Source organism: Winogradskyella marina, from assembly GCF_015645385.1.
GTDB lineage: Bacteria > Bacteroidota > Bacteroidia > Flavobacteriales > Flavobacteriaceae > Winogradskyella > Winogradskyella marina.
The window spans coordinates 117,635-142,181 of the sequence record NZ_JADOET010000009.1 but is presented as its reverse complement, the minus strand read 5'-3'; the positions used below and the strand labels follow the sequence as shown (position 1 = coordinate 142,181).

12 protein-coding genes are annotated in these 24,547 nt (G+C 35.6%); 5 read left to right on the top strand and 7 right to left on the bottom strand.

The window, feature by feature from the left end; translation table 11 throughout:
• Nucleotides 1-58 precede the first annotated feature (58 nt).
• Nucleotides 59-490, top strand: a complete 432-nt coding sequence (locus ITJ86_RS11740; protein WP_195871829.1) for a hypothetical protein — start codon at nt 59-61, stop codon at nt 488-490.
• Here ITJ86_RS11740 and ITJ86_RS11735 read toward each other — a convergent pair.
• The 5 genes from ITJ86_RS11735 to ITJ86_RS11715 form a co-directional block, all read right to left on the bottom strand.
• Nucleotides 477-1,385, bottom strand: a complete 909-nt coding sequence (locus tag ITJ86_RS11735) for a ribonuclease Z (protein WP_195871828.1) — start codon at nt 1,383-1,385, stop codon at nt 477-479. The genes ITJ86_RS11740 and ITJ86_RS11735 overlap by 14 nt on opposite strands.
• A gap of 81 nt (nt 1,386-1,466) precedes the next feature.
• Nucleotides 1,467-1,799, bottom strand: coding sequence for a ribonuclease Z (locus ITJ86_RS11730; RefSeq protein ID WP_195871827.1), 333 nt, complete (start codon nt 1,797-1,799; stop codon nt 1,467-1,469).
• 3 nt (nt 1,800-1,802) lie between these two features.
• Entirely contained in the window at nt 1,803-2,732 is a 930-nt protein-coding gene (locus ITJ86_RS11725) for an aspartate carbamoyltransferase catalytic subunit (protein ID WP_195871826.1), read from the bottom strand.
• Between the two features lie 105 nt (nt 2,733-2,837).
• Entirely contained in the window at nt 2,838-3,377 is a 540-nt protein-coding gene (gene pyrR, locus ITJ86_RS11720; protein ID WP_195871825.1) for a bifunctional pyr operon transcriptional regulator/uracil phosphoribosyltransferase PyrR, read from the bottom strand.
• Nucleotides 3,378-3,559: 182 nt separating this feature from the next.
• Nucleotides 3,560-5,245 carry an RluA family pseudouridine synthase gene (locus tag ITJ86_RS11715; RefSeq protein ID WP_195871824.1) on the bottom strand — a complete coding sequence of 562 codons (1,686 nt, stop codon included), beginning with the start codon at nt 5,243-5,245 and terminating at the stop codon, nt 3,560-3,562.
• A gap of 752 nt (nt 5,246-5,997) precedes the next feature.
• Between ITJ86_RS11715 and ITJ86_RS11710 the strand changes: the two genes are divergently transcribed.
• Nucleotides 5,998-7,182, top strand: a complete 1,185-nt coding sequence (locus ITJ86_RS11710; RefSeq protein WP_230080287.1) for a hypothetical protein — start codon at nt 5,998-6,000, stop codon at nt 7,180-7,182.
• Between the two features lie 1,177 nt (nt 7,183-8,359).
• Complete coding sequence (locus tag ITJ86_RS11705; RefSeq protein WP_195871823.1) at nt 8,360-18,016, top strand: Ig-like domain-containing protein; 9,657 nt, start codon at nt 8,360-8,362, stop codon at nt 18,014-18,016.
• Nucleotides 18,017-18,529: 513 nt separating this feature from the next.
• Here ITJ86_RS11705 and ytxJ read toward each other — a convergent pair.
• The gene (ytxJ, locus tag ITJ86_RS11700) at nt 18,530-18,916 is read right to left on the bottom strand and encodes a bacillithiol system redox-active protein YtxJ (RefSeq protein ID WP_195871822.1); all 387 of its coding nucleotides are present in this window, start codon (nt 18,914-18,916) and stop codon (nt 18,530-18,532) included.
• Between the two features lie 38 nt (nt 18,917-18,954).
• Nucleotides 18,955-20,568, bottom strand: coding sequence for a family 16 glycosylhydrolase (locus ITJ86_RS11695; protein ID WP_195871821.1), 1,614 nt, complete (start codon nt 20,566-20,568; stop codon nt 18,955-18,957).
• 299 nt (nt 20,569-20,867) lie between these two features.
• Here ITJ86_RS11695 and clpB point away from each other — a divergent pair, with 299 nt between their 5' ends.
• Nucleotides 20,868-23,474, top strand: coding sequence for an ATP-dependent chaperone ClpB (gene clpB / locus ITJ86_RS11690; protein WP_195871820.1), 2,607 nt, complete (start codon nt 20,868-20,870; stop codon nt 23,472-23,474).
• Between the two features lie 390 nt (nt 23,475-23,864).
• Nucleotides 23,865-24,527: a deoxyribose-phosphate aldolase gene (deoC, locus tag ITJ86_RS11685; RefSeq protein WP_195871819.1), complete on the top strand. Its 663-nt coding sequence runs from the start codon at nt 23,865-23,867 to the stop codon at nt 24,525-24,527.
• Nucleotides 24,528-24,547: the final 20 nt, after the last annotated feature.

Sequence of the window (24,547 nt, the reverse complement as noted above, 5' to 3'; positions counted from 1 at the left end):
CTTCTTTAATTTTTTCAATAACAATTTTCACTATAAATTTAAGGATTAAAATATATAAATGAAGTTTGAAAACAGTAATTATTCTAAGGAATTAGAATATAAAAAAGTAGAATTTTCCTTTGGCACCATTTTCAAGACCAAACAATTTATACTATCTGAATTTAACGAAGGTACTCACGTAGATTATCATATTGCTAGTGAATTAATTTCAAAATTTAGTGATTACATTACTAAAGATGCTAAATTAGGTTATATTGCTAACCGCTATAACTCGTATTCATTTGATCCACAGCTTTGGAAAGAATTTAATAGTGATTATGATATATTTATTGCTTCTGCTATTGTGACATACTCAGACTTTAGTTACCTCAATGCCTCTTTAGAGAAACAATTTTTTGAAAAAAGCCTAAAACGTTGTAGTAATTTAGAAGAAGCTATTGAGTGGATAATGAATTTAAAAGAATTTAAAACTGAGGCTAATCAAAATTAAAAGTCTTACCATCTTTAGATAATAACACATTATTAAAAACAGTTTTCGCTTCAGTTTTAAAATCATTATAACCATTATAACGGGTAGAATAATGTCCTAAAATTAAGGTTTCAACATTGGCTTTCTTGGCTATAGTTGCTGCTTGTTTTGCTGTACTGTGTTTTGTTGGAATGCAAAGCGCTTCGTTTTTATCTAAAAATGTCGATTCGTGATATAAAACAGTTGAGTCTTTTATTATAGGAATTATATCTTCATTATAAATAGTATCGCTACAATACGCATAACTTTTTGCAGGCTTAGGATCTTTAGTTACTTTTTTGTTATTAATTAAAACACCATCTTCATTTTCTACATCGAAGCCTTGTTTTAATTTTCTGAAATACGCTTTATCGATATTAGCTTCAGTAACTAAATTAATATCTATTTTTCGTTCATTTTCCTTCTCTTTAAAAAGAAATCCATTAGTATAAACTCTGTGTTTTAATGGAATGGTATAAACCTCAACTTTATCGTCTTCGTAAATTAATTCTGATGCGTCAGAACTCAATTCATGAAAAATTAACGGATACTGTGTCCAACTCGCAGATAATTTCATTTGAAGCAATATCACTTCCTTTAAGCCTTTTGGTGCATAAATATGAAGTTCTGTTTCGCGTGTTAAAAGGCTAAATGTGTTTACCAAACCTACGAGTCCAAAGTAATGGTCGCCATGAAGGTGAGAAATAAAAATATGCTTAATTCTCGAAAACTTAATCTTATTTCGTCTTAGCTCTACTTGCGTTCCTTCACCACAATCTATTAAAAACATATTGTTTTTAATCTCTAAAACTTGAGCCGTAGGATTCGCATTAATGCTTGGTGTTGCACTGTGACAGCCGAGAATTGTTAATTTCATTAGTTTCTGTTAGTCGTTGAGTTGTTTGTTGCTAAGTCGAAACAACTATACGACAAACAACTAAACAACAAACATTTTTTTTTAGAAGTCTAAATCGCGCTCAATATCTTCCATTTCAATAATATCGAAAGCTTCTTGCAAGGTTGGTACAACAGCGATTTCATCTGGTACCTCGTTTAAATCTACTTTACCAGAAACCAATACAAATGATTTATTATCATTACGATGCGTTTTATTCACACGTAAAAACTCAACAATCTCTTCTTTTGAAATTTGACTTAAGCTCGTCAGGTTAACGACAAGATGTGTGTTTTTATAGGTCTCGTAATCGGCTTCAATTTTTTTTACTAATTCAACAATTGAAATCTGTTCTTGCGTAATTATGGTTGTGTTACCGTTTTTATCTATAATCATATCTTATTGTTTAATTTTAGAAGCTAACAAATAAATTACTGCCATCCTAACTGCAACGCCATTTTCTACTTGATTTAAGATAATGGCTTGCTTAGAATCGGCAACATCACTAGTAATTTCTACACCTCTATTTATTGGTCCAGGATGCATAATTACAATCTCTTTATCTAAGCTATCTAATAGTTCTTTATTAACTCCGAATTGTTGTGTGTATTCTCTTGTTGAAGGAAAATAACTAATATCCATGCGCTCATTCTGAACTCTGAGCATATTAGCAACATCGCACCATTGAAGTGCTTTTTTTAAGTTGGTTTCTACTTTTACGCCTAAATCTTTAATGTATTTTGGCAATAAAGTTTTTGGTCCACAAACCATAACATTAGCACCTTGTAATTGTAAAGCATATATATTTGAAAGTGCAACACGACTATGTAAAATATCACCAACAATAACTACATTTTTTCCCTTTACACTACCCAATTTTTCTCTAATGGAATACGAATCTAATAAGGCTTGTGTTGGATGCTCATGTGCACCATCTCCTGCATTAATAATACTTGCGTTAACATGTTTTGAAAGAAACACACCTGCTCCTGGATTAGGATGACGCATTACCACCATATCCACTTTCATCGATAAGATATTATTAACCGTATCTATTAATGTTTCGCCTTTTTTAACGGACGATTGCGATGCCGAAAAATTAATAACATCCGCAGACAATCGTTTTTCTGCTAACTCAAAAGATAATTTGGTACGTGTAGAGTTTTCAAAAAATAGATTTGCAATAGTGATATCTCTAAGCGATGGCACTTTTTTAATAGGCCTATTTATCACTTCTTTAAACTGATCTGCAGTTTCAAAAATAAGGTCAATATCTTGTTTGTTCAGATATTTAATTCCTAATAAGTGATTGACACTTAATTCGCTCATCTTTTATTCGCTTTTAGCTATTAGCTTGTCGCCTTTAGCAAATTCACTTTATATATTTTGTTTTTTCAAGTTCAACTTCAATTTCAAGTTCAACTTCATATTTTCTTATTTATCCACCAAATACACAGCATCTTCGCCTTCATTTTCAACCCACTTCACTATAACCTTTTGCTTATCAATGGCATCAACTTGTCTTCCTCTATAATTAGGCTGAATTGGTAAATGTCTGCTAAAGCGTCTATCGATTAAGGTTAATAATTCGATGTCTTTCGGTCGTCCAAAAGATTGAATTGCAGTTAGTGCAGATCTAATACTACGACCTGTATATAAAACATCGTCGATAAAAACAACGTTTTTGTCTTCTACAATAAAATCTATACTAGTGGTATTGGCTTCTAATGGTTTATCTCCTCTTCTAAAGTCGTCTCTAAAAAAAGTGATATCTAAATGCCCAAGTTGAATGTTCTTAATCTTATAATCTTCAGTAAGAATTTGCGCTAATCTATCCGCTAAATATTTTCCTCTTGGCTGAATTCCGATTAAGACGGTTTCAGAGAAATCATCATGATTCTCAATGAGTTGACAAGCCAATCTATGAAGGATAATATTGACTTCTTTAGAGTTAAGTAGTACTTTGTGACTCATAAAATTCCCAAGCATTGTTGGCTTACAAAGTTAGGATAAAATTTGTGGTTTGCAATAGCTTTTATAGTAAAGCCAATTGAATAAATTAAAGCAGACTTAAAATCGAAATCTACTCTTTTAATTTCAGATTTATTTTGCTCTTTTAGACATTGTGAGTTACTTTTTAAAATCCTTTCTCTTCTCTAAAATGGTGCATCGCAACTAAAACTAACCCATTTTCGTTCTATAGGGTGTTCAAAACTTAAATATTCTGCATGAAGGTGTAATCGGTTGGCAAGCCTACCATATAAATCGTCACCAACAATAGGTGTATTTAGCCCTTTGCGATGCGCTGCGTGAACACGTAATTGATGGGTTCTGCCTGAAATTGGATAAAAATGAATTCGGGTTTTGTTATCTTTAACGGCAACAACTTCGTACTTTGTCGTTGCTTTTTTACCATGCTCATCACAAACCAACTGTCGTGGTCTATTGTTTAAATCTACGCGAAGTGGTAGATCAATAATACCTTCCGTTGCCTCTAAAACTCCATCTAAAACAGCCACATAGCGTTTTTTAACCGTTCGATTAATAAACTGTTTTTGCAGATGCTTATGCGTTCTTTCATTTTTAGCAACGACCAACAAACCAGAGGTCGACATATCTAAACGATGTAACAACAAAGGTCCTGTTGCATCTGGCAAATACGCTTGCATTCTGGTTAAAACGGAATCTTTAATGGTTTTGCCAGGTACAGATAAAAATTCGTGTGGTTTATTGAGTACTAAAAGGGCATCATCTTCATAAATTATTTCTAATTCACCTTTAAAAACTCCGGCAGTTTCAATGGGATTAGGCTCTACATTTAAACCTTGCATCATATGACCCAAAATAGGCTCGCAACGCCCACGACACGACGGATAAAATTGTCCATGACGACGCACTTCTGTATTTGGTGAAATTCCCCACCAAAACTCAGCCATTGCAATGGGTTTTAATTTGTTTTCATAAGCATACTGAAATAGTTTAGGCGCAGCACATTCGCCCGCAGCAGCTGGTGGCTGTCCTAAATCTGTGGTCTCAAAAATAGCTATGACATCTTTTGTTTCACCTTTCGCATTTAAAAACCGATACTGCTCATGGATTTGCTTTTGTAAACGTGCGGACCGTGATTTTCGTTCTTGTTTTAATTTTTTTATAGGTTGCAGTAATTCTGCTAAATGAGCTTCGGCCGTTTTAACATTGTCAGCAAGCTTTAATTTTAAATATTTTAAGTCAATATTATTTTGAATACTTTGTTGTTTCAATGTTTCAAAAAGCAAGGCTTTATCAGTTGCATTGAGCTGGTTCTCTGCGTCTATTCGACGTTGTTTTCGTTTTAACTTTTCTGCTTTTGAATTTCTTTTAAAATCATCAAGTGTTTTAACCGACTCTAGTTGCGTTTGCTTTAAATCTATTTTGGCTTTTTCTAATGCAGGCTGTTGTTCTAAGCTTTCAATTTGTGCTGTAAGCCTATTTAAATGGGCTTCATTCTGTTTGTAGAATCCGTTTTTGTCTAAGGTATCAAAAATTGGTGGCACAAATCCTTCTATATGGTTACGCTCTGCTATTTTTCCAGAGAACGCTGCAATATAACCGAGTTGTCCTTCAACTGTTTTAACAATCATCACACCAAACATTTTTCCGATTTCTAAACCTTCTTTAGTGTTATCTAAACCAAAATTATGTTCAAAATCTGTTTGAGTTTTTAGGTAGGTTTTTAGCTCTTCTGCAGCCACAATACAAAGTGGATGTGGTGTGTAATAAAACGGAAACGTAAATTGCTCCGGAAGCGATTCCGAAGGCTTAATTGCTAAAGGGTGAAAACAACCGTTTTCTGTATAAAACATGCGTTTTTTATTGATTTGCAAAGGAACGAAAATATATTCTAATCGTCAGTTATATTAAATCTGTATTTATGTTATTCTGTATTCAACACCTGCTATATTATATGTTAATTGGCATTCTTTTTTGCTTCAAAACCCTCTTGAAAATCTGTAAGTAGTTTATTGTTTTAGAATATTTAATAACCCGGAATTCGAATGTTTTTTTTAAAGTATAAATTATAGTTCGCTCCTATGGAGCATCTATAATAATATGGTAGTTTTCTGTTATTAATGTATCGCTACGCTATGGCTATACTAAAGTTACTTCTCTCATCTCCGACATGATTAACTGAAATTGTTTTTAAATCAATAACCTGAATTCAAATTTGTCGTATTTAAAGCTCCAGAGGAGCCAAATATTAATAATAAAACTGTTTGAGGTAAACTTAAACTCCAGAGGAGTGATATCTTAGGAATTATGCTATTGTTTTACTCCAGCGGAATTTCTATTAAAAATTAGCAGTCTTTTATTTTATATGAAATTCACGGTAATAATTTAGCATCAAGAGTCTTATTAAAAAAGTTGTCTTGGTCGTTTTTCTAATGCTTTAAAAACCATGTGATTTAACAAAAGTTTTTAACTTTGGCATTATAATTGGAAATGCTAAAACAAATGCGTTCCCAATTTAAAATTGGGATAAGTTCAACTAAACATTTTACTTCACCTCAAAAAAAGAGGTTTGTAAAATAAAGTCTCACTAAAAAAACACAAGATTATGAAAAGATTTCTACTATTAACAGTTCTCGTTTCGGTACTCGTATCTTGTAGTGCCAAAAAACAAATTGAAACCGCTATTAGTCATGGAAATTACGACCATGCTATTTCAGAGGCTTTAGAAAAATTACAAAATAATAAGGATAAAAACCGCAAGCAAGATTATATTGTGATGCTGGAAGAAGCGTATTATAAAGTTTTAGATCAAGATCTTCAGACGATTTCACACCTTAAAAAAGATGGTAATCCTGAACAATACAAAACTATCTATGATACCTATATTGATTTAGAAAACAGACAAAACGCCATAAAACGTGTTCTACCTTTGCAGATCAACGGAAAAACATTACAGTTAAAATTTAATGATTACAGTGATGAGATTATAGATTACAGATACAAAACTTCAGATTACTTAATCGGACAAGGTATTGCGCTTTTAGATTCTAAAGACAAGTATAATGCACGTGAAGCTTATGATATCTTTAGTTATATAGAACAAATTAATCCAAATTTTGAAGAGACCAGAAGTCTAATGACAGAGGCACACCAAAAAGGAACAGATTACATAAATGTGTCTATAGTTAATGAAACTAACCAAATTATTCCGCAGCAGTTAGAGGCAGATTTGTTAGATTTTAATACGTATGGCTTAAATCAGTTTTGGACAAGCTACCATTCTAATGCGGTAGAAACTATCAATTACGATTATGCCATGCAGTTGCAATTAAAGCAAATAAACATTTCACCAGAACGTATTAACGAACGTCAAATAGTGCGCGAACAAGAAGTTATTGATGGTTGGGAATATGAATTAGATCGTGCAGGAAATGTTAGAAAAGACAGCCTTGGTAACGACATTAAAGTTGATAAAATTATAAACGTAAAAGCGCGACTTACGGAAATTGTACAAACTAAATCTTCTCAAGTTATTGCAAATGTTGTTTATACGGATTTAAAGCAGAACCAAATTATAGATACGTTTACTATAGATAGTGGTTTTGTTTTTGAAAATGTATTTGCACGTTATAAAGGTGATAAACGTGCTTTAAATAAAGATGATAGAATCTTAGTCAGTCAAAGGCAACTACAATTTCCGAGTGATGAACAAATGGTCTATGACACTGGTGAAGATCTAAAGTTAAAACTAAAAGATATCATTAGTTCTTACAATACACAACGAAGTTAGAAGCACCATAAATTGAATAGAACGGTCTGGAAAATTATTTTTCAGGCCGTTTTTTATTGACTCTTGCCAAAGTTTATCTTAAATCCAGTCGAATGACTGTTTTGATGACAAAAGAATTAACTTGATTGGCGATGTTTGTAAAAACCATTACTATTGGTTGATTACAAATTTTAATAGTTAACTAAGTTTAAAACGATTACAATCGTCGGTAAAACCACGACCATCGGAAAAGAAAATTAAGACTAAAATGAAGCAGTGCCGTTTATCATTCCTGCGTAGGCAGGAATCCACAAGCTATAATGCATTTTAAAATTAGTAAAAAAAACACCAACCCTAACAGCGCATAAATTACATACGGAGTATCAACGGAGTATACATTTCTTAAAATTATGATACAAATTACGGAAGTGGATTAGCTTCACTGAACCCAAAGGTTTGCCAGCCTACATAGGCATAACAATACATTTTCTGGTTTATCTCGAGTGCAACATCATAAGACAGGTGTGCAACATTGAAGATCATAAATGGCAAAATAAAAAGCGATTTCGTGTTATTTTAGATTAGAACATAATAACCATCCTAAAAGTTAAAACACATCGTAATGCTAGTTATCGTCCACCAGTCATAGTGTTCTCATGTAACTTTTAAAGTCTTTTTTTGCTAGTTAACGACAATATACGCAACTAAAGAAATTAAATTTTATATTTGAAGCATCCCTTATATTATTAATAGTAATTACAGTAGCCCTATACTGATACATAAGCTATTGATATTTTTTTATACCCTTATTTGATTAATTTTTATGGTTTGAGCCAGTAATGATTTATCTCTTTTAGATACATCTATTTTTTTATTTATTTAAGTGTTATCCCTAAGCTTTAATAAAATAAAGAATAATTGTTTAAAAACAATATTACACCCCCTTGAATAAATGAAATTAATAGAAATACTGACGATAAAAACACTAAAAACAGCACAGAATTAATTAACAAAATGACACTGTTTTACGACAAAAAACAACAGTTTGACGATGTTTATTACATTTTATCGATGTTTTTGTTTGGTTTTTAATTTTATCGTTCTATATTTGGGCAGCCTCAAAAACTGAAAAGTGCATTTATTTTAAACCTACATTTCATTAAACACAAAGGTCCAAAGACTATAATTACTTGCTATTATGAAAAATTATTACCTTAACTTTTTAACTATTATTACTGCTGCTTTATTTCTTACTAATTCGTATGGGCAAGATGTAAATACAAGTGTGGCTGGTGCCAATACAAGTACTGCTCCTGCCGGTGCAATTTCCGCTACCGTAGAAATATGGGGTGCTGGTGGTGGTGGTGGTGGTTCTACACAGAATAGCAGAGAAGGATCTGGTGGTGGTGGTGGTGGTTATACCACACTTGAATTTGCCGTAAATCCAGGTGACGACATAATTTATACTGTAGGCGCTGGAGGTGATAGCTCAACTGGTAATGGCACGGCTGGTGGGGATTCAACATTAATACATGCAAATGCAACTTTGACTGCCAATGGTGGAAATGGTGGAAATAGCAACAATAATAGTAACACTTCTGGTGGAGGAGCTGGTGGTAATGCTACGGGTGGTACAATAAATACAACTGGTCAAAATGGCGAACATAATGGAGGAAATGGTACTGGAGGTGATGGTGGTGATGGTGCGAATGGAGGAGCTGGCGGAAATGGAAGCAGAAATGGCGAAGGTACTCCTGGAAATCCGCCTGGCGGCGGCGGCGGCGGCGGCGAAGCACGTCGGGGTTTTTTTGGCACTACTTCTTATGCTGGAGGTAGAGGCGCCAATGGGCGGGTAATTATTACTTATACGATTGCTTTACCCGCAGATATTACTACAATTAACCCTGGATGGACCTGTGTAGATTCTGGAGCATCTATCGTAGTATCTGGTACAAATTTTACAGGAGCTACGGATTTTTATTTTAATGGTACACCTGCTGTATTCACCGTGGATAGTGATACTCAAATAACGGCGACATTCCCAAATGGAGCAACTTCAGGTCCTTTATCCGTAACCACTCCTGCAGGCACATTTGTGGACGGATCCTTATTTATTGTAAAAACTCATCCCACAGCACCAACTGGCATATCGGGTTCAACTACCATTTGTAATGGTAATTCTACAACTTTAACAAGAAGTGGCGGTAGCCTAGGAATGTATGCAACTGCCGAATGGTATTCAGGGACATGTGGTGGAACATATTTAGGGACTGGCGGTAGTATAACGGTTTCCCCAACAACAGACACCACTTATTTCGTTAGATATGAAGGAGATTGTAGTACTACAACATGTGCACAGGTTACAGTAACCGTTGAAAATCCTGTAGCAGCTGCAGGCACAATTGCAGGAACACCAACAGTCTGCCAAGGACAAACAGGAGTTGCTTATTCAGTACCTGCAATTGCAAATGCAACAAGTTATAATTGGTCATTACCTACGGGTGCTACTATTGCTTCTGGAGCTGGAACCCGAAATATTACTGTTAACTTTTCTGCATCTGCAACTTCTGGAAACATAACTGTTGTGGGAAACAATTCTTGTGGTAATGGTACAGCCTCTAGTTACCCAGTAACTGTAAATAATTTACCCAATTCGCCAGGTAGTGTATCTGGTACTGATACGGTATGCCAAGGAGATACAGGTGTTTCATTTTCTATTCCACCTATTGCCAATGCAACAAGTTATAATTGGACACTTCCTTTAGGAGCAACTATTGCTTCTGGTGCTAATACAGAAAGTATTACTGTTGACTTCTCAGCCACTTCTGTTTCAGGCTCAATAGAAGTTTATGGAATAAACGCTTGCGGAGCTAGTCCTAGTGCATTTTATCCTGTAACTATAAATAGACTCTCAATAGCTCCGACTAGCATAAGTGGGGCATCAACTATTTGTGAAGGAGTATCTACGACACTTTTTGCTAATGGAGGAACCATAGGCACAGGTGCAAGCACTGAATGGTATACAGGGTCTTGTGGTGGTACTTTTATAGGAACAGGAAGTCAAATAACTGTTTCTCCAACCACAGACACTACATATTATGTTAGATATGAAGGCACGTGTAATACAACAACTTGTACTTCTGTAACCGTAACGGTGAATCCCCTTCCTATTGCTGCAGGAGCCATTTCGGGAACAAACACAGTTTGTCAGGGGGAAACTGGTGTCGCATTTTCAGTACCTGCAATTACAAATGCTACCAGCTATACGTGGTCAGTCCCAACAGGTGCAACAATAGCAAGTGGCGCTGGGACCAATAGTATTACAGTAGATTTTGGGACATCTGCAATCTCAGGTAATGTTAGTGTACAAGGCACCAATACTTGTGGTAACGGAGCTAGCTCTGATTTTGGTGTAACCATAAATCCCTTACCAGATGCGGCAGGTTCAATTACTGGTTCTGCCATAGTATGCCAAGGAGATACTGGAGTTTCATTTTCTGTTCCTACTATTGCGAATGCTACGGGTTATACTTGGACATTACCTACAGGTGCTACAATAGTGTCTGGCTCAAATACTGAAAATATTACCGTTGATTTTTCGTCCATTGCAACATCCGGAACTATAACTGTTTCGGGAACCAATGCTTGCGGCTCTGGTGTTATATCGGCAAATTATAATGTTACCGTTAATATTCCTTCTGAAATGCCCACAAGTATTTTAGGAACCTCAACAATTTGTGAAACGGATTCTACAACCTTAACATTAGATGGCGGCTTAGCTGGAACAGGTGCTACAGCAGAATGGTTTTCTGGTTCTTGTGGAGGAACAGCTGAAGGCACTGGAAATAGTATAACAGTTTCTCCAATTGTTACTACAGAATATTTTGTTAGATATACTGGCGATTGTAATACTACATCTTGTCAATCCATAATTGTAACGGTAGATCCGTTACCTGTTTCTGCAGGCACAATTTCTGGACCTAGTGAGGTTTGTCAAGCTGAGTCTGGTGTTACTTATTCTGTACCTGCCATTGCGAATGCTACAGGTTATATTTGGACATTACCTACAGGTGCTACCATAGTTGGTGGTGCTAATACTAACAGTATTATTGTAGATTTTGATGTTACAGCGTCCTCTGGAAATATTACAGTTCAAGGATCAAACGCTTGTGGTGTTGGGGCAATTTCAACACTTCCAATCACCGTAAATATTACACCGTTTATTGCTATTAACTACACTACTACCACTTGTAGCGAAGGTTTAGCAAGCGTATCCCCTGCTAATGGAGGAGGTAATATAGTACCACCAGGCACTACTTATTCTTGGGGACTTCCTTCTGTAACAGGAGGTCTAACTGGTGCTACTGTTGAAACTGGACAAGCAAACTTTAGTCAAACACTTATAAATCCAACTAACAGTCCTCAAACGGCATCTTATAATGTTACAGCTACAACCGGAGGCTGTTCTGCATCTACATTTGTAGTAGTAGTAACGGTAAATCCTAAACCTATTATTGACGCAACATCTACAAGTCAAACTATTTGTCCTGGAGAAAGCATAACACCAATAGTGTTTTCTGAAACAAGTGGTGTTACTGGTACTATTGATTACAACTGGACTAGAGATAACACAGCCAATGTTACAGGTATGACTGCCAATGGATCGGGTGCATCACTATCTGGCAATTTATCAAATAGTACAAATACTGCGCAAACAACAACGTTTACTGTAACAGGTACGTCACAAAATGGTTGTACTTCTGATCCAATTACTATTAGCGTTACCGTTGATCCTACACCTACAGTGGCTGCGACACCTAGCACACAAGATATATGTTCTGGAGACACTTTTACCGATATTGTTATAAGTAACCCTAATGCTGTTGCAGGAACTTTGACCTACAGCTGGACTAGAACTAATGATTCTAACGTAACTGGAATACCGAACAGCGGAACTGGAATTGCACTTGCAACTCCAATCTCAGGCGGATTAACAAATACAACTAATAGTCCTCAAACAACAGTATTTACGATAACAGCATATGCAAATGGATGTGAATCCGCAACAACTACAGCGTCTATAACCGTTAATCCAACACCAACTGTTGCTGCTTCAATTGTTTCTCAAACCGTTTGTGGCGGTGATTCAATATCTCCAATAGTTATTACAAATCCTAATAATGTTTCTGGAACTGTGTTTAGTTGGACGAGAAACAATACAACGAACTTAACTGGTATTCCAAACAGTGGTAGTGGTTCACCAATATCTGGAACGTTTACAAACCATACAAATGTAAATCAAACCACAACCTTTACTATAACAGCTACTGCTAATGGTTGTAGTTCTACAACTATAGCTACTGTCACCGTAAAGCCAACACCTCAAATCGTTGCTACACCAACAGCACAAACTATATGTGATAATACTGCAATTACTAATATTAATTTAAGTAATAGTAATAATTTTCCTGGCACTACCTATTCTTGGACAAGGGATAATACATCTAACATCAAAGGCATTGCATCAAGTGGCACTAATACAACAATTATTAGTGGCACATTACAAAATGAAACAACAAGCACACAAATAACAACTTTTACTATAACAGCAACAGCGCCTAATGGCTGTAGTACAACTACAACGGCCGAAGTGACTGTTTATGCGCCTTTAACAGCTCCGGTAATTGGAAATCCGCAAACTGTTTGTCTTTTTTCTACACCTGGTCAATTTACTATGACCACCCCTTCAACTGGAGGCTCAGGTACAAATACATATCAGTGGCAAAGTAGTCTAAATGATAGTGGTCCATGGTTCGATATAGCAGGAGCGACATCAACAACTTATACTCCTCCTTTTACAGATACTGATACCCCTAACACCTATTACAGACTTATTATAGCTAATGTATGTGGTAGTGTTATTAGTAATACTATCTTTATTGAGGTTGTAGGTGATTTAGGCTTTACATTCGATTTTGATGACGAATTTTTGTTATGCCCTGATGAAGAATTTGAACCAGAAATATCATCAATTCACTTACCAACATCAAGAGTTAGATACACTTGGGTTGCTGACCCTAACTATATTGACCCTCCGTCAGGAGGACCTATTGGTAACACTACTTTCCTTTTTTTAGCAAGTATTTCTGATGCCGATATTGGCCCTTTAACAACTATCAATAATACAAATTCTACCATCACAACACAAGTTGAAATAACCCCAAATGTATATAATGTTTTTAATGGTGATTTTATTTGTAGTGTAACACCTCAATATGTTGATGTGACAATAAGGCCAACTCCTATTGCCACAGCAGATGCACCTTTCTCTACTATATGTAGTGGAACAAGTGCAGATATCGAGGTTGATGGTAATATCACCGATGCTAATATGCAATTTTCATGGACTAGAGATAATACAGGAAATGTATTAGGCCCTCCTAGTGGTAACTCAGGCAACATAAACACACCCACCAATAGCTATACAATTGCAAATAATTTGGTTAATAATACCGGTACAATACAAAATGTTACTTATACTATTACGCCAACTTCTAATGGATGTACTGGTACACCAATAACAATTGTTATTGCTGTTGCACCAACAGTTAATCCTGGAGATTTTGAGACTGACCAAACCTTGTGTTCAGGTGAAAATCCTGTTGCCTTTACACAAACAACGGCAGCCACGGGATTAAATTTATCATACCAATGGCAGAATAGCACAATAAGTGCTATTGGACCTTGGACAGATATTTCGGGTGCAACAGCACCAACGTATGATGCACCTGCCATAACGCAAACCACATGGTATCAAAGAGTAGTGACGTCTACCGTTAATGGAGTCACTTGTAATGCTGTAAATTCTACCCCAATACAAGTTACGATCAATGAGATAGATTCAGGTTCAATAGCTGGAGATCAAACCATTTGTGATGGTGGTACCCCAAGTGTATTAAGTAGTACAACTAATGCTACAGGAGGTGGGACGATTAGCTATCAATGGCAAAGAAATACCACAGGATGTGGAGGTACTTGGGTTAGTATTTCTGGAGCTACAAGTGAAACTTACAATCCACCTGCTGGCTTGACCAACACTACTTATTATCAACGTGTAGCAACATCAACACTCAATGGTGAAAGTTGTACTGACGTTAGTAACTGTGTCGTTGTTAATGTTAACAAAGTTACAGGTGGCGAAATTGGAAATGACCAAGTTATATGTGGTGATAACCCAGATGCATTTACAGTAATTACTCCAGCGACCGGCACAGGCACATTATCTTACCAATGGCAAATAAGTACTACAGGGACATCTGGACCTTGGACAGATATTCCAAGTGCCAATGGAGCAACTTATAATCCTCCATCTGGCTTAGAGGAAACATCTTATTATCAAAGAATCACTATTTCTACCTTAAACGGCGAGGCATGTGAAGCCGTTAGTGATAATGCCGTAACTGTAATTGTAAACAGCTTAACTGCTGGTACTATTTTAGAAAACAGAACAGTTTGCTCTGGAGGTGATCCCGTTGCTTTTACAGAATCTACTCCTGCTACAGGAACAGGTATTACCTACCAATGGCAAAGTAGTACAACTTCTGGGGCAGGACCGTGGATAAATATTGGTGGTGCTACAAGTGCAACTTATAATGTTCCAGGAGGAGTAACTACAACAACTTACTATCAACGTGTGGTTACAGCCACTGTCAATGGCACAGGTTGTGAAGCGACCTCTAATTTTCTAGTGGTATTTGTAAATGATATTTCACCTTCAACTATTGCAGGTAATCAAACCATTTGCAGTACAGAAGATCCTACTGCTTTTACAGTAACAACACCTGCTTCAGGAAGTGGAACTTTATCTTACCAATGGCAAAGTGCTCCAAGCGCTTCTGGTCCTTGGACAAACATAAATTTAGCAACTAGTGCGACATATGATCCGCCAGTATTATCTGACACTACGTTTTATCAAGTCATAACAACCTCAACACTAAACGGAGTTGCGTGTTCTGAAATTAGCAATACAGTTGCAAAAACGGTGATTCCATTTATTGATGCAGTTGCCTCTAACTTAACAACTATTACTTCTTGTAATGATACAACAATTCAATTACAAGGTAATGAAACTGGTACGTGGTCGGCAGTATCTATACCTTCTGGAAATGCCTATAGTTTCTCAGATATTACAAATCCAAATGCCACCTTTACAGGTGAAAGTGGTGCAAGTTATGAAATTACATGGACCATGGATAATGCAGCACCGTGTGCTCAAGATACCGCAATTATTGAGAACATTGATTTTCCTCTTTGTGGCGATTTTATAGATTTTGACGGAACAAGTAATAGCAACGTTAATTTTGGTGATGCTTATGATATTTCAGGAAATTTTAGTTTTGAAATTTGGGTAAAGCCAAACGCTATAAATGGAAGTATTCAAACGATACTATCAAAACGCGATACTGGAGATATGACAACAGGTTATGATTTGCGCTTAGTAAATGGCACCATTTCATTTAATGCTAATAATAGCACAAGTGTTTCAGCAAATGGAATAACAGCAGACCGTTGGTACCATATAGCTGTTACCTATGACGGAACATACACACTTTATGTAGATGGTATTGAAAGAGCTGACGTGACAGCTACAGGTCCTACTTCAAATGGTTCCGATATGCTATTAGGTGCTATGGCACACGCAACAAGCACTCCTACGAACTACTATAATGGTTGGATGGATGAAGTCCGCATTTGGAATACCGCTTTAAGCGCAGATCAAATACGTACTATGATGAATCAAGAAATTGAAAATAATGGAGGTGTTATTGGTAGTGTTACTGGTCAACAAGTGACGACTGGTTTAAATTGGTCAGACCTAGATGGCTACTATCAAATGAATCAAGGTACACATATTAGTCTTGGATTTTTAAATGCTAACGTTGGTACTAATGGGCAGTTAATGAATATGACGACAAGCCAAGCAGAAACAGCACCATTACCATATATAAGTAGAGCTAACGGAAATTGGGATACGCCGAGTACCTGGTTAAATAATGATGTCCAAATGCTTCCGAATACAGGCGGTATAGATTGGAATATTGTTAGAATAGGACATAATGTAGCTTCTGGAAACAGATCAACAACACTTCTTGGTTTAGTTGTAGATACTAATACTTACACTATTAATAATAACCAAGAATTAAATGTTTCCAAATATCTTAAAATAGATGGCACCTTAGATTTAGAAGGAGAATCACAACTTATCCAACCTACAGGAAGTATTGTAGATTATACTGGAACTGGTTATTTAGAACGTGACCAACAAGGTACATCCAACACCTTTAGTTATAACTATTGGGGAAGTCCTGTTACTTCAGGAATTAATGGAGGATTAAGGACTTATAGGTTATATGATATTTTATATGATGGAGATCAACGTGTTAATTGGATTGGTGGCCATAATGGTGCACCAGGAAACCCTGTTTCGATTACACGTCGTTGGATTTATTCATTTTCAGAAGAACTTGGTGATGAAATGTCTGATTGGAAATTAGAAGGAGAAACAGGTATTATTAATTCTGGTTTAGGGTTTATAATGAAAGGGCCTGGACCAGGAAATGCATCAGGAACACATAATTACAGTTTTAGAGGCCTGCCACATAATGGTGATATCACAGCGACTGTAACTGAAAATAGCCCTGATCTTAACCAGACATTAGTAGGTAACCCATATCCATCTGCAATTGATGCCAATGAATTTATAAGAGATAATATTCCTAATAATGTTGACACCCCTAATCCAGGAACAACTGGTAGTATTGATGGTTCGCTTTATTTTTGGAGACAAGCCTCTACTAATAACACGCATATTTTTGCAGATTATCAAGGTGGTTACGCGACGTACAACCTATCCGGAGGTATTGCAGCTGTTGCTTCACCTGGAATTGGAGCGGTTGGAGATGCATCATCTATAATACCGCATCGGTATATTCCTGTAGCTCAAGGCTTCTTTGTTAATGCAGCCTCAGGTCAGGATAGCAATATTGTTAAGTTTAAGAACAGTCAACGACTATTTAAAACGGAAGCTTCTGGAGAATCATTATTTTATAGACCTAGCAATAGTGAACATGATAATATCAGTGTTTCGACTGAAGAAGAAAGTATCATAAGACGTGTAAGAATTAATTTTACAACGCCAGAAGGAGCTGTCAGACCTTTGTTATTAGCTTTTACATCAGATAACGAAGCAACGGATTCGTTTGATTATGGGTTTGATGCACTTAACTCAGAAGCACACCCTAGTGACTTATCATTCCTAATTGAAGGTGAGAGATATGTTATACAAGGTGTTGGCGAATTTGATGACACTAAAGAATATCCTTTAGATATGGTAATTGCTGAAAATGGAAACGTTGAAATAGGACTTACCGAACTTGAAAACTTCGATGAGGCTATTGATGTCTACATTTTTGATGCCGTAGAAGGCACTTATACCAGATTTAATGAGGTTAACTTCCAAATAAACATTGACGCCGGAACTTATAGCGATAGATTCTACCTAGTCTTCCAAGAAGATGCTGTGCTTTCAACTATTGAAGAAGAGTTTAAAGATATTACTGTTCGCTACTTACACGATACGGATGAAATTTTTGTAAAAACACCTCCTTCTGTTGAGGTTAAACAACTCTACTTAATTAATGTTGCTGGTCAGACTATAGCGTCTTGGAATGCTACCAATCTACCAATGTCTAACGAGATTAAAATTCCTGTGAAACATATTTCTGAAGGCACTTATATTTTAAAAGCGGAAACAAATTCAAGTGTATTTAATAAGAAGATAATTATTAAATACTAGATATTAATTTTTATAAAAACGAAAAACCTCAAGGTTGTAATGACTTTGAGGTTTTTTATTTGATTTATGCTATTAGTGCTTAAGGCAATACACTGTTTGGTGACGTTTAAGAAAATCACTAATGGTAACCTGAGAAAGTAACATTAAAATTAGTACCGTTTGTCATTCCTGCAAAAGTAGGAACCCAAAAAGTATCACTTAACTTTAGGTTCCTGCCGTAGCATATTTTAAGCGCAGCGCCATGACAGAAATATCGTCTCATCATTCTAAAATTATTATGAGATTGCTCACTAAGTTCGAAATGACAAAGGCAAGATTAAGCTATTGTTGATGTTTTATAAGGTGTTTAAATATAGCCGTTTACCCAAGCCTTAAATTAAAAATAGACGCTCAACAATAATGTTCATTACGATGAGTTGCGATACGGAATAGCTTCACTAAACCTAAAAAGTTTGTCTGTCTACGCAAGAATGAAGAGACACGTATATAAGTATTTTTAAAAACAAATAAACCCTAAACAAACTGTCCCAAATCCACATCATTTACAGCGCCATGACTCGCATGCGCCACCACTACTCCATTTTTTATCACTAATAATTGCGGAGATTGATGCATCACCTGAAACTTATAACCAACCTCACTAGAAACATCTCTATAATTGAGTAAGTCTAAATAATACAAGTCAGCATTAGTTTCTAAATCGTATGCCGATACAAATTGTTTCATAACCATGCTACTAATTCCGCAACGCGTAGAATGCTTAAAAATAAGTTGCGTTTTAGAATTGGATTTTTCGGCAATAGTATCTAATTGTGAAACCTCACTCAATACTTGCCAAGGCAAAGTTTTTTCTTCCTTTGGTTCTGAAGAACCACCAAATAATTTATCAAAAATTCCCATATCATAAATGTCGCATATAACTTAGAAACTTACAAATCTTATTGCTTTATAAATTTAAAAGTATTTGTTATACCGTTTTCTAAAATTAATGAAAAGAAATAAACTCCATTGCGTAAACTCGACACATCAAAATTCATATGACCATTAATAAATTGACACTGCTTTTCAGAAACTAAACGACCGCTAATATCAGCAACTTGCATGGTCGCATTGTTATCTATAAATTCTTGAGACGAGATATTTAAAACACTCTTTACTGGATTTGGATAAAAAGCTATGAGCTCAGTCTCTTCAAGATCATCAACATGCAATGGACTTTCCTGATACACTCTAATATAATCAATAACCATAGCATCTTGAGTAAAACTAGCCTCAATATTAGATTGAATAGCAAAATTAAGTAGTAAATAGTGTTCAGCATCAAAAGGCCATGTATTGGTATCTTTCAATTCTGGGTTATACGTATAATGCACATTACCATCTACTGCAAACACCATTTTTTCTGGTGACCATTCTAGGGTATAAACATGAAATTCCGAAGATACCGTACCGACGGTTTGCCCTCCTACATTAATAGTACCACCGTAACTAGAAGGTGTATGCATTGCACTTTGCACATAATTTTGATTATGTCCCCAATGCTCCATAATATCTATTTCACCACAAGCAGGCCAAGAGGTTGTACCAAAACCTTGAGTGTCCCAATAGCCGCCATCTTCATTAATATTTTTTCCAAGCATCCAAATTGCAGGCCAAGTCCCAACTCCCGATGGCAACTTTGCTCTAATTTCTACTTTTCCATAGGTAAATGCAAATTTAGAATTTAATCGTGCTGACGTATACTGCTTAGTTACACTTTGATCCGTATACGTTTCTTTTTTAGCTATAATATTTAAAAACCCATCACTAACTAAAGCATTATCCTCTCGATTTGTATAATGTTGAATTTCTCCATTAAACCAACTACCTCCATACGGTAGTTGCGTTTGGTGAAACCATTTGGATGAGTTGATAGCACCATCGTCGTCAAACTCATCAGACCAAACGAGATGATCGTAGATAGGATCGTTACTCACCGTATCAAAATGCAGAATATCATCTAAATAAGCCAAAACTAAGTCTGTATTATTTTCTCCATTTATCTGTAACACAACACGATTAAAGTCCGTTCTTTGAATTGGAGGTAGTGAGCTACTATCTAAATTAATATAATTATCTGCTTCAAAATTAAAAACCAACTCTTGCCATTGATCTAAAAGTATGGGCTTTATAATTTCACTCTGCGTTGTCCAAGGTTCGTTTAATGTGCCGTCCTGAAGCTTTAAAGACACCTGATTTGTTTGATTTCCGGTAATTCCGCTAGAAGGCACATAAATCTTAAGGCTGAAACTATTATTAATAGTTAAGTCAAAATTAGAACTAACATCAAACCTTACATTACCATAACTACCACCTTCATCATTATATTCTAAAACGGTATTTGAAACATTTATACCTTCCTGATAAGGATTATTAAAATTAGTATCTAGTCCACAATCATCACCAAACCACGTTGTAATTGTTCCATCACCTTCAAAATCGTCTTCTACAGACTGTGCATTTAGGTTGAAACCAAAAAGAATGGTGATGAGTACGAGGTATAATCTTATCATAATGAGTATTGTGTTTTTTTTTTCAAAAATAAATTGTATTCAGAAAGTTTTACTATAACTGACCAATACATGAACTATACAACTTAAAACCTTATCTTTATAACAGTCAAAACGTCATACACAAAAACAACAAACAAGACATTTTGTCACTTAATTCTTACGTTTTTAAAATGGTAAGATAATTGACTACTGTTAATCAAGCATAACAACAAATTAAATCTTGTCCGTTTGAGCACAATCGAGAATACTAAACCTTTCAATAGGACTCAAGTTGACATAATCACTAAAACAATATAAAGATGAATTTTAATAATTATACCATTAAATCGCAAGAAGCCATACAGCAAGCACAACAGCTCGCTCAAGGTTTTGGTCATCAGCAAATAGAAAATGAGCACATTTTTAAAGCTCTTTTTAATGTTGACGAAAACGTATTACCATTCTTACTTAAAAAACTGAATGTTAACGTCGCTATCTTGCAACAAATACTAGATAAAGACCTCGAAAGCTTTCCTAAGGTTTCAGGTGGCGAACTTATGCTTTCACGAGACGCAAGTAAAGCCTTAAACGAATCTTCAATAATTGCTAAAAAAATGAATGATGACTTCGTGTCTATTGAACATTTAGTATTAGCTATTTTTAAATCTAAAAGCAAAATTGCTCAAATCTTAAAAGACCAAGGCGTTACAGAAAAAGGTTTAAATGCCGCTATTGAAGAATTGCGCAAAGGAGACCGAGTTACATCTCAAAGTCAAGAAGAAACCTATAATTCGCTTAGCAAGTATGCAAAAAACTTAAATCAACTAGCACAAGATGGCAAGCTAGATCCTGTTATTGGGCGTGATGAAGAAATCCGAAGAATACTTCAAATTTTATCGCGTAGAACCAAAAACAATCCGATTTTAGTCGGTGAACCTGGAACAGGGAAAACTGCCATTGCTGAAGGCTTAGCACATAGAATTATTGATGGAGATATTCCAGAAAACCTAAAGGACAAACAGATTTTTGCGCTAGATATGGGAGCTTTAATTGCAGGTGCAAAATACAAAGGAGAGTTTGAAGAACGCTTAAAAGCCGTTATTAAAGAGGTAACTGAAAGTGATGGAGATATCGTTTTATTTATAGACGAGATTCATACTTTAGTTGGCGCAGGTGGTGGACAAGGCGCCATGGATGCTGCAAACATTCTAAAACCTGCTTTAGCACGAGGCGAATTAAGAGCCATTGGAGCAACCACTTTAGACGAGTATCAAAAATATTTTGAAAAAGATAAAGCTTTAGAGCGTCGTTTTCAGAAAGTAATCGTTAATGAACCAGATACAGAAAGTGCGATTTCTATTCTTAGAGGTATTAAAGAAAAGTATGAAACACACCACAAAGTTAGAATTAAAGATGAAGCTATCATTGGTGCTGTAGAATTATCTGAACGTTATATTACCAATCGTTTTCTACCAGACAAAGCTATTGATTTAATGGATGAAGCAGCTTCTAAATTACGCATGGAGATTAACTCTAAACCAGAAGAATTAGACGTACTCGATCGCAAAATTATGCAGCTTGAAATTGAACATGAAGCCATTAAGCGTGAAAAAGATGAAGCTAAATTAAAAAGCTTAAAAGCAGAATTAGCAAATCTCAAAGAAGAACGTAATGAGCTAAATGCCAAATGGAAATCTGAAAAAGAAGTCGTTGAAAACGTTCAGAACATTAAGCAAGATATTGAAAATTATAAACTTGAAGCTGAGCGTGCGGAGCGTGATGGTGATTACGGTAAAGTAGCCGAAATCCGATATGGAAAAATCAAGGAAGCCACTGAGCAACTTGAAAAATTCCAGAAAGATTTAGCTGAACAACAAGATACATCCTTAATTAAGGAGGAAGTCACCTATGAAGATATAGCAGAGGTTGTTGCCAAGTGGACAGGAATTCCGGTAACCAAAATGCTTCAAAGTGATCGTGAAAAATTACTAAAACTTGAAGATGAGTTACATAAACGTGTCGTAGGACAAGAAGAAGCCATTGAAGCGGTTAGTGATGCTGTGCGTCGCTCTAGAGCTGGATTACAAAACCCACAAAAACCTGTAGGAACCTTCTTGTTTTTAGGAACAACAGGTGTTGGTAAAACAGAGCTGGCAAAAGCCTTGGCTGAGTATTTGTTTGATGATGAAAATGCGATGACACGTATTGATATGAGCGAATATCAAGAACGTCATGCTGTAAGTCGTTTGGTTGGTGCACCTCCAGGATATGTTGGTTATGATGAAGGAGGACAATTAACAGAAGCCGTTAGAAGAAAACCGTATTCTGTAGTGTTGTTAGATGAAATTGAAAAAGCGCATCCAGACACTTTTAATATCTTATTACAAGTTTTAGACGAAGGTCGTTTAACAGATAACAAAGGCCGAATTGCAGACTTTAAAAACACCATTATAATTATGACTTCAAATATGGGAAGTCAGATTATACAAGAGCGTTTTGAAGCTACAAAAGATATTCCTTCAGCTATGGAAGCCGCAAAAGTGGATGTTTTAAGCCTATTAAAACAAACCGTAAGACCAGAGTTTTTAAACCGAATTGATGACACTATAATGTTTACTCCCTTATCTAAGGAAAACATTACCGATATCGTTGGTCTACAACTTAAAGGCATAACAAAAATGATCGCGAAACAAGGCATTACGTTTGATGCCACACCAGAAGCTGTAAGCTATTTGGCAGATAAAGGTTTTAATCCAGAATATGGAGCAAGACCTGTAAAACGTGTCATTCAAAAAGAGGTATTAAATCAATTGAGTAAAGAGATTTTAGCTGGCCGAGTTTCAACCGACAGCATTATCCTACTCGATGAGTTTGATGGACAATTAGTCTTTAGAAATCAAGGTGACTTAGCAACAGAGACCGTCTAAAGCATTGTAACATTTTCGATTTTAAATAGTCTTTATAATGATTGGTTGGTTAAGAGCAGCACAAATTTCAAATATTTGAAAGACGTGTTGCTCTTCCTTTTTACACGTTTTTTAATGAAATTTAATATTTTTTTACAAAAACACCTCAATAATTTGAGCATTCTACCATACTTAAAATGAATTAGTTTCAGAGTTATTAACAGGTTTTCGATGAAATGCATAATAAATAACTGTTTTTAACATGCATTTTATCGGTAAAACACTTAACTTTGTCGAGCTATTTAATTCCAACACGACATTTAAGATTTAACTCTCGTCTAGTAATTCTTCTACTTTGTAGATAATTACTACAACGAATTTGTATTATAACCCTACTTATATATAAAAAAAATGAATTTAAATAGACACATAGATCACACTTTATTAAGTGCATCTGCGACTGAAGCCGACATTTTGAAACTTTGCGATGAAGCATTAAAATACAACTTTTATGCTGTTTGTGTTAACAGTAGTAATGTTTTACTAGCCAAACAAGCACTAGGTAAATCTGATGTTAAAATCTGTTGCGTCATTGGTTTTCCATTAGGTGCCATGTCTACAGAAGCTAAAATTTTTGAAGCTAAAAATGCCATAGATCAAGGTGCAACGGAAATTGATATGGTAATGAATATTGGTCGACTTAAAAGCAAAAACTACCTGGCCGTTCTCAAAGATATTAGCAAAGTTAAAAGTGCCATTGGCAATACAACACTCAAGGTTATCTTAGAAATTAGCGAGCTTTCAAAAAATGAAATTGTAAAAGCTTGCGAAATCTGTGTTGATGCTAAAGCTGATTTTATAAAAACATCAACAGGATTCTCAAAAAGCGGTGCAACATTGACAGCCGTTAAAATAATGCGAAAAACAGTAAGAGATCAAACAAAAATAAAAGCCTCTGGTGGCATCAGAGACCTAGAAACTGCTCAAAAATATATTGATGTTGGAGCGGATAGAGTTGGTGCTTCTGCTGGTGTTGCCATGATGAATGAACTTACAGTAAATGCTGGCTATTAATTAAAACGCTTTGCTTAACT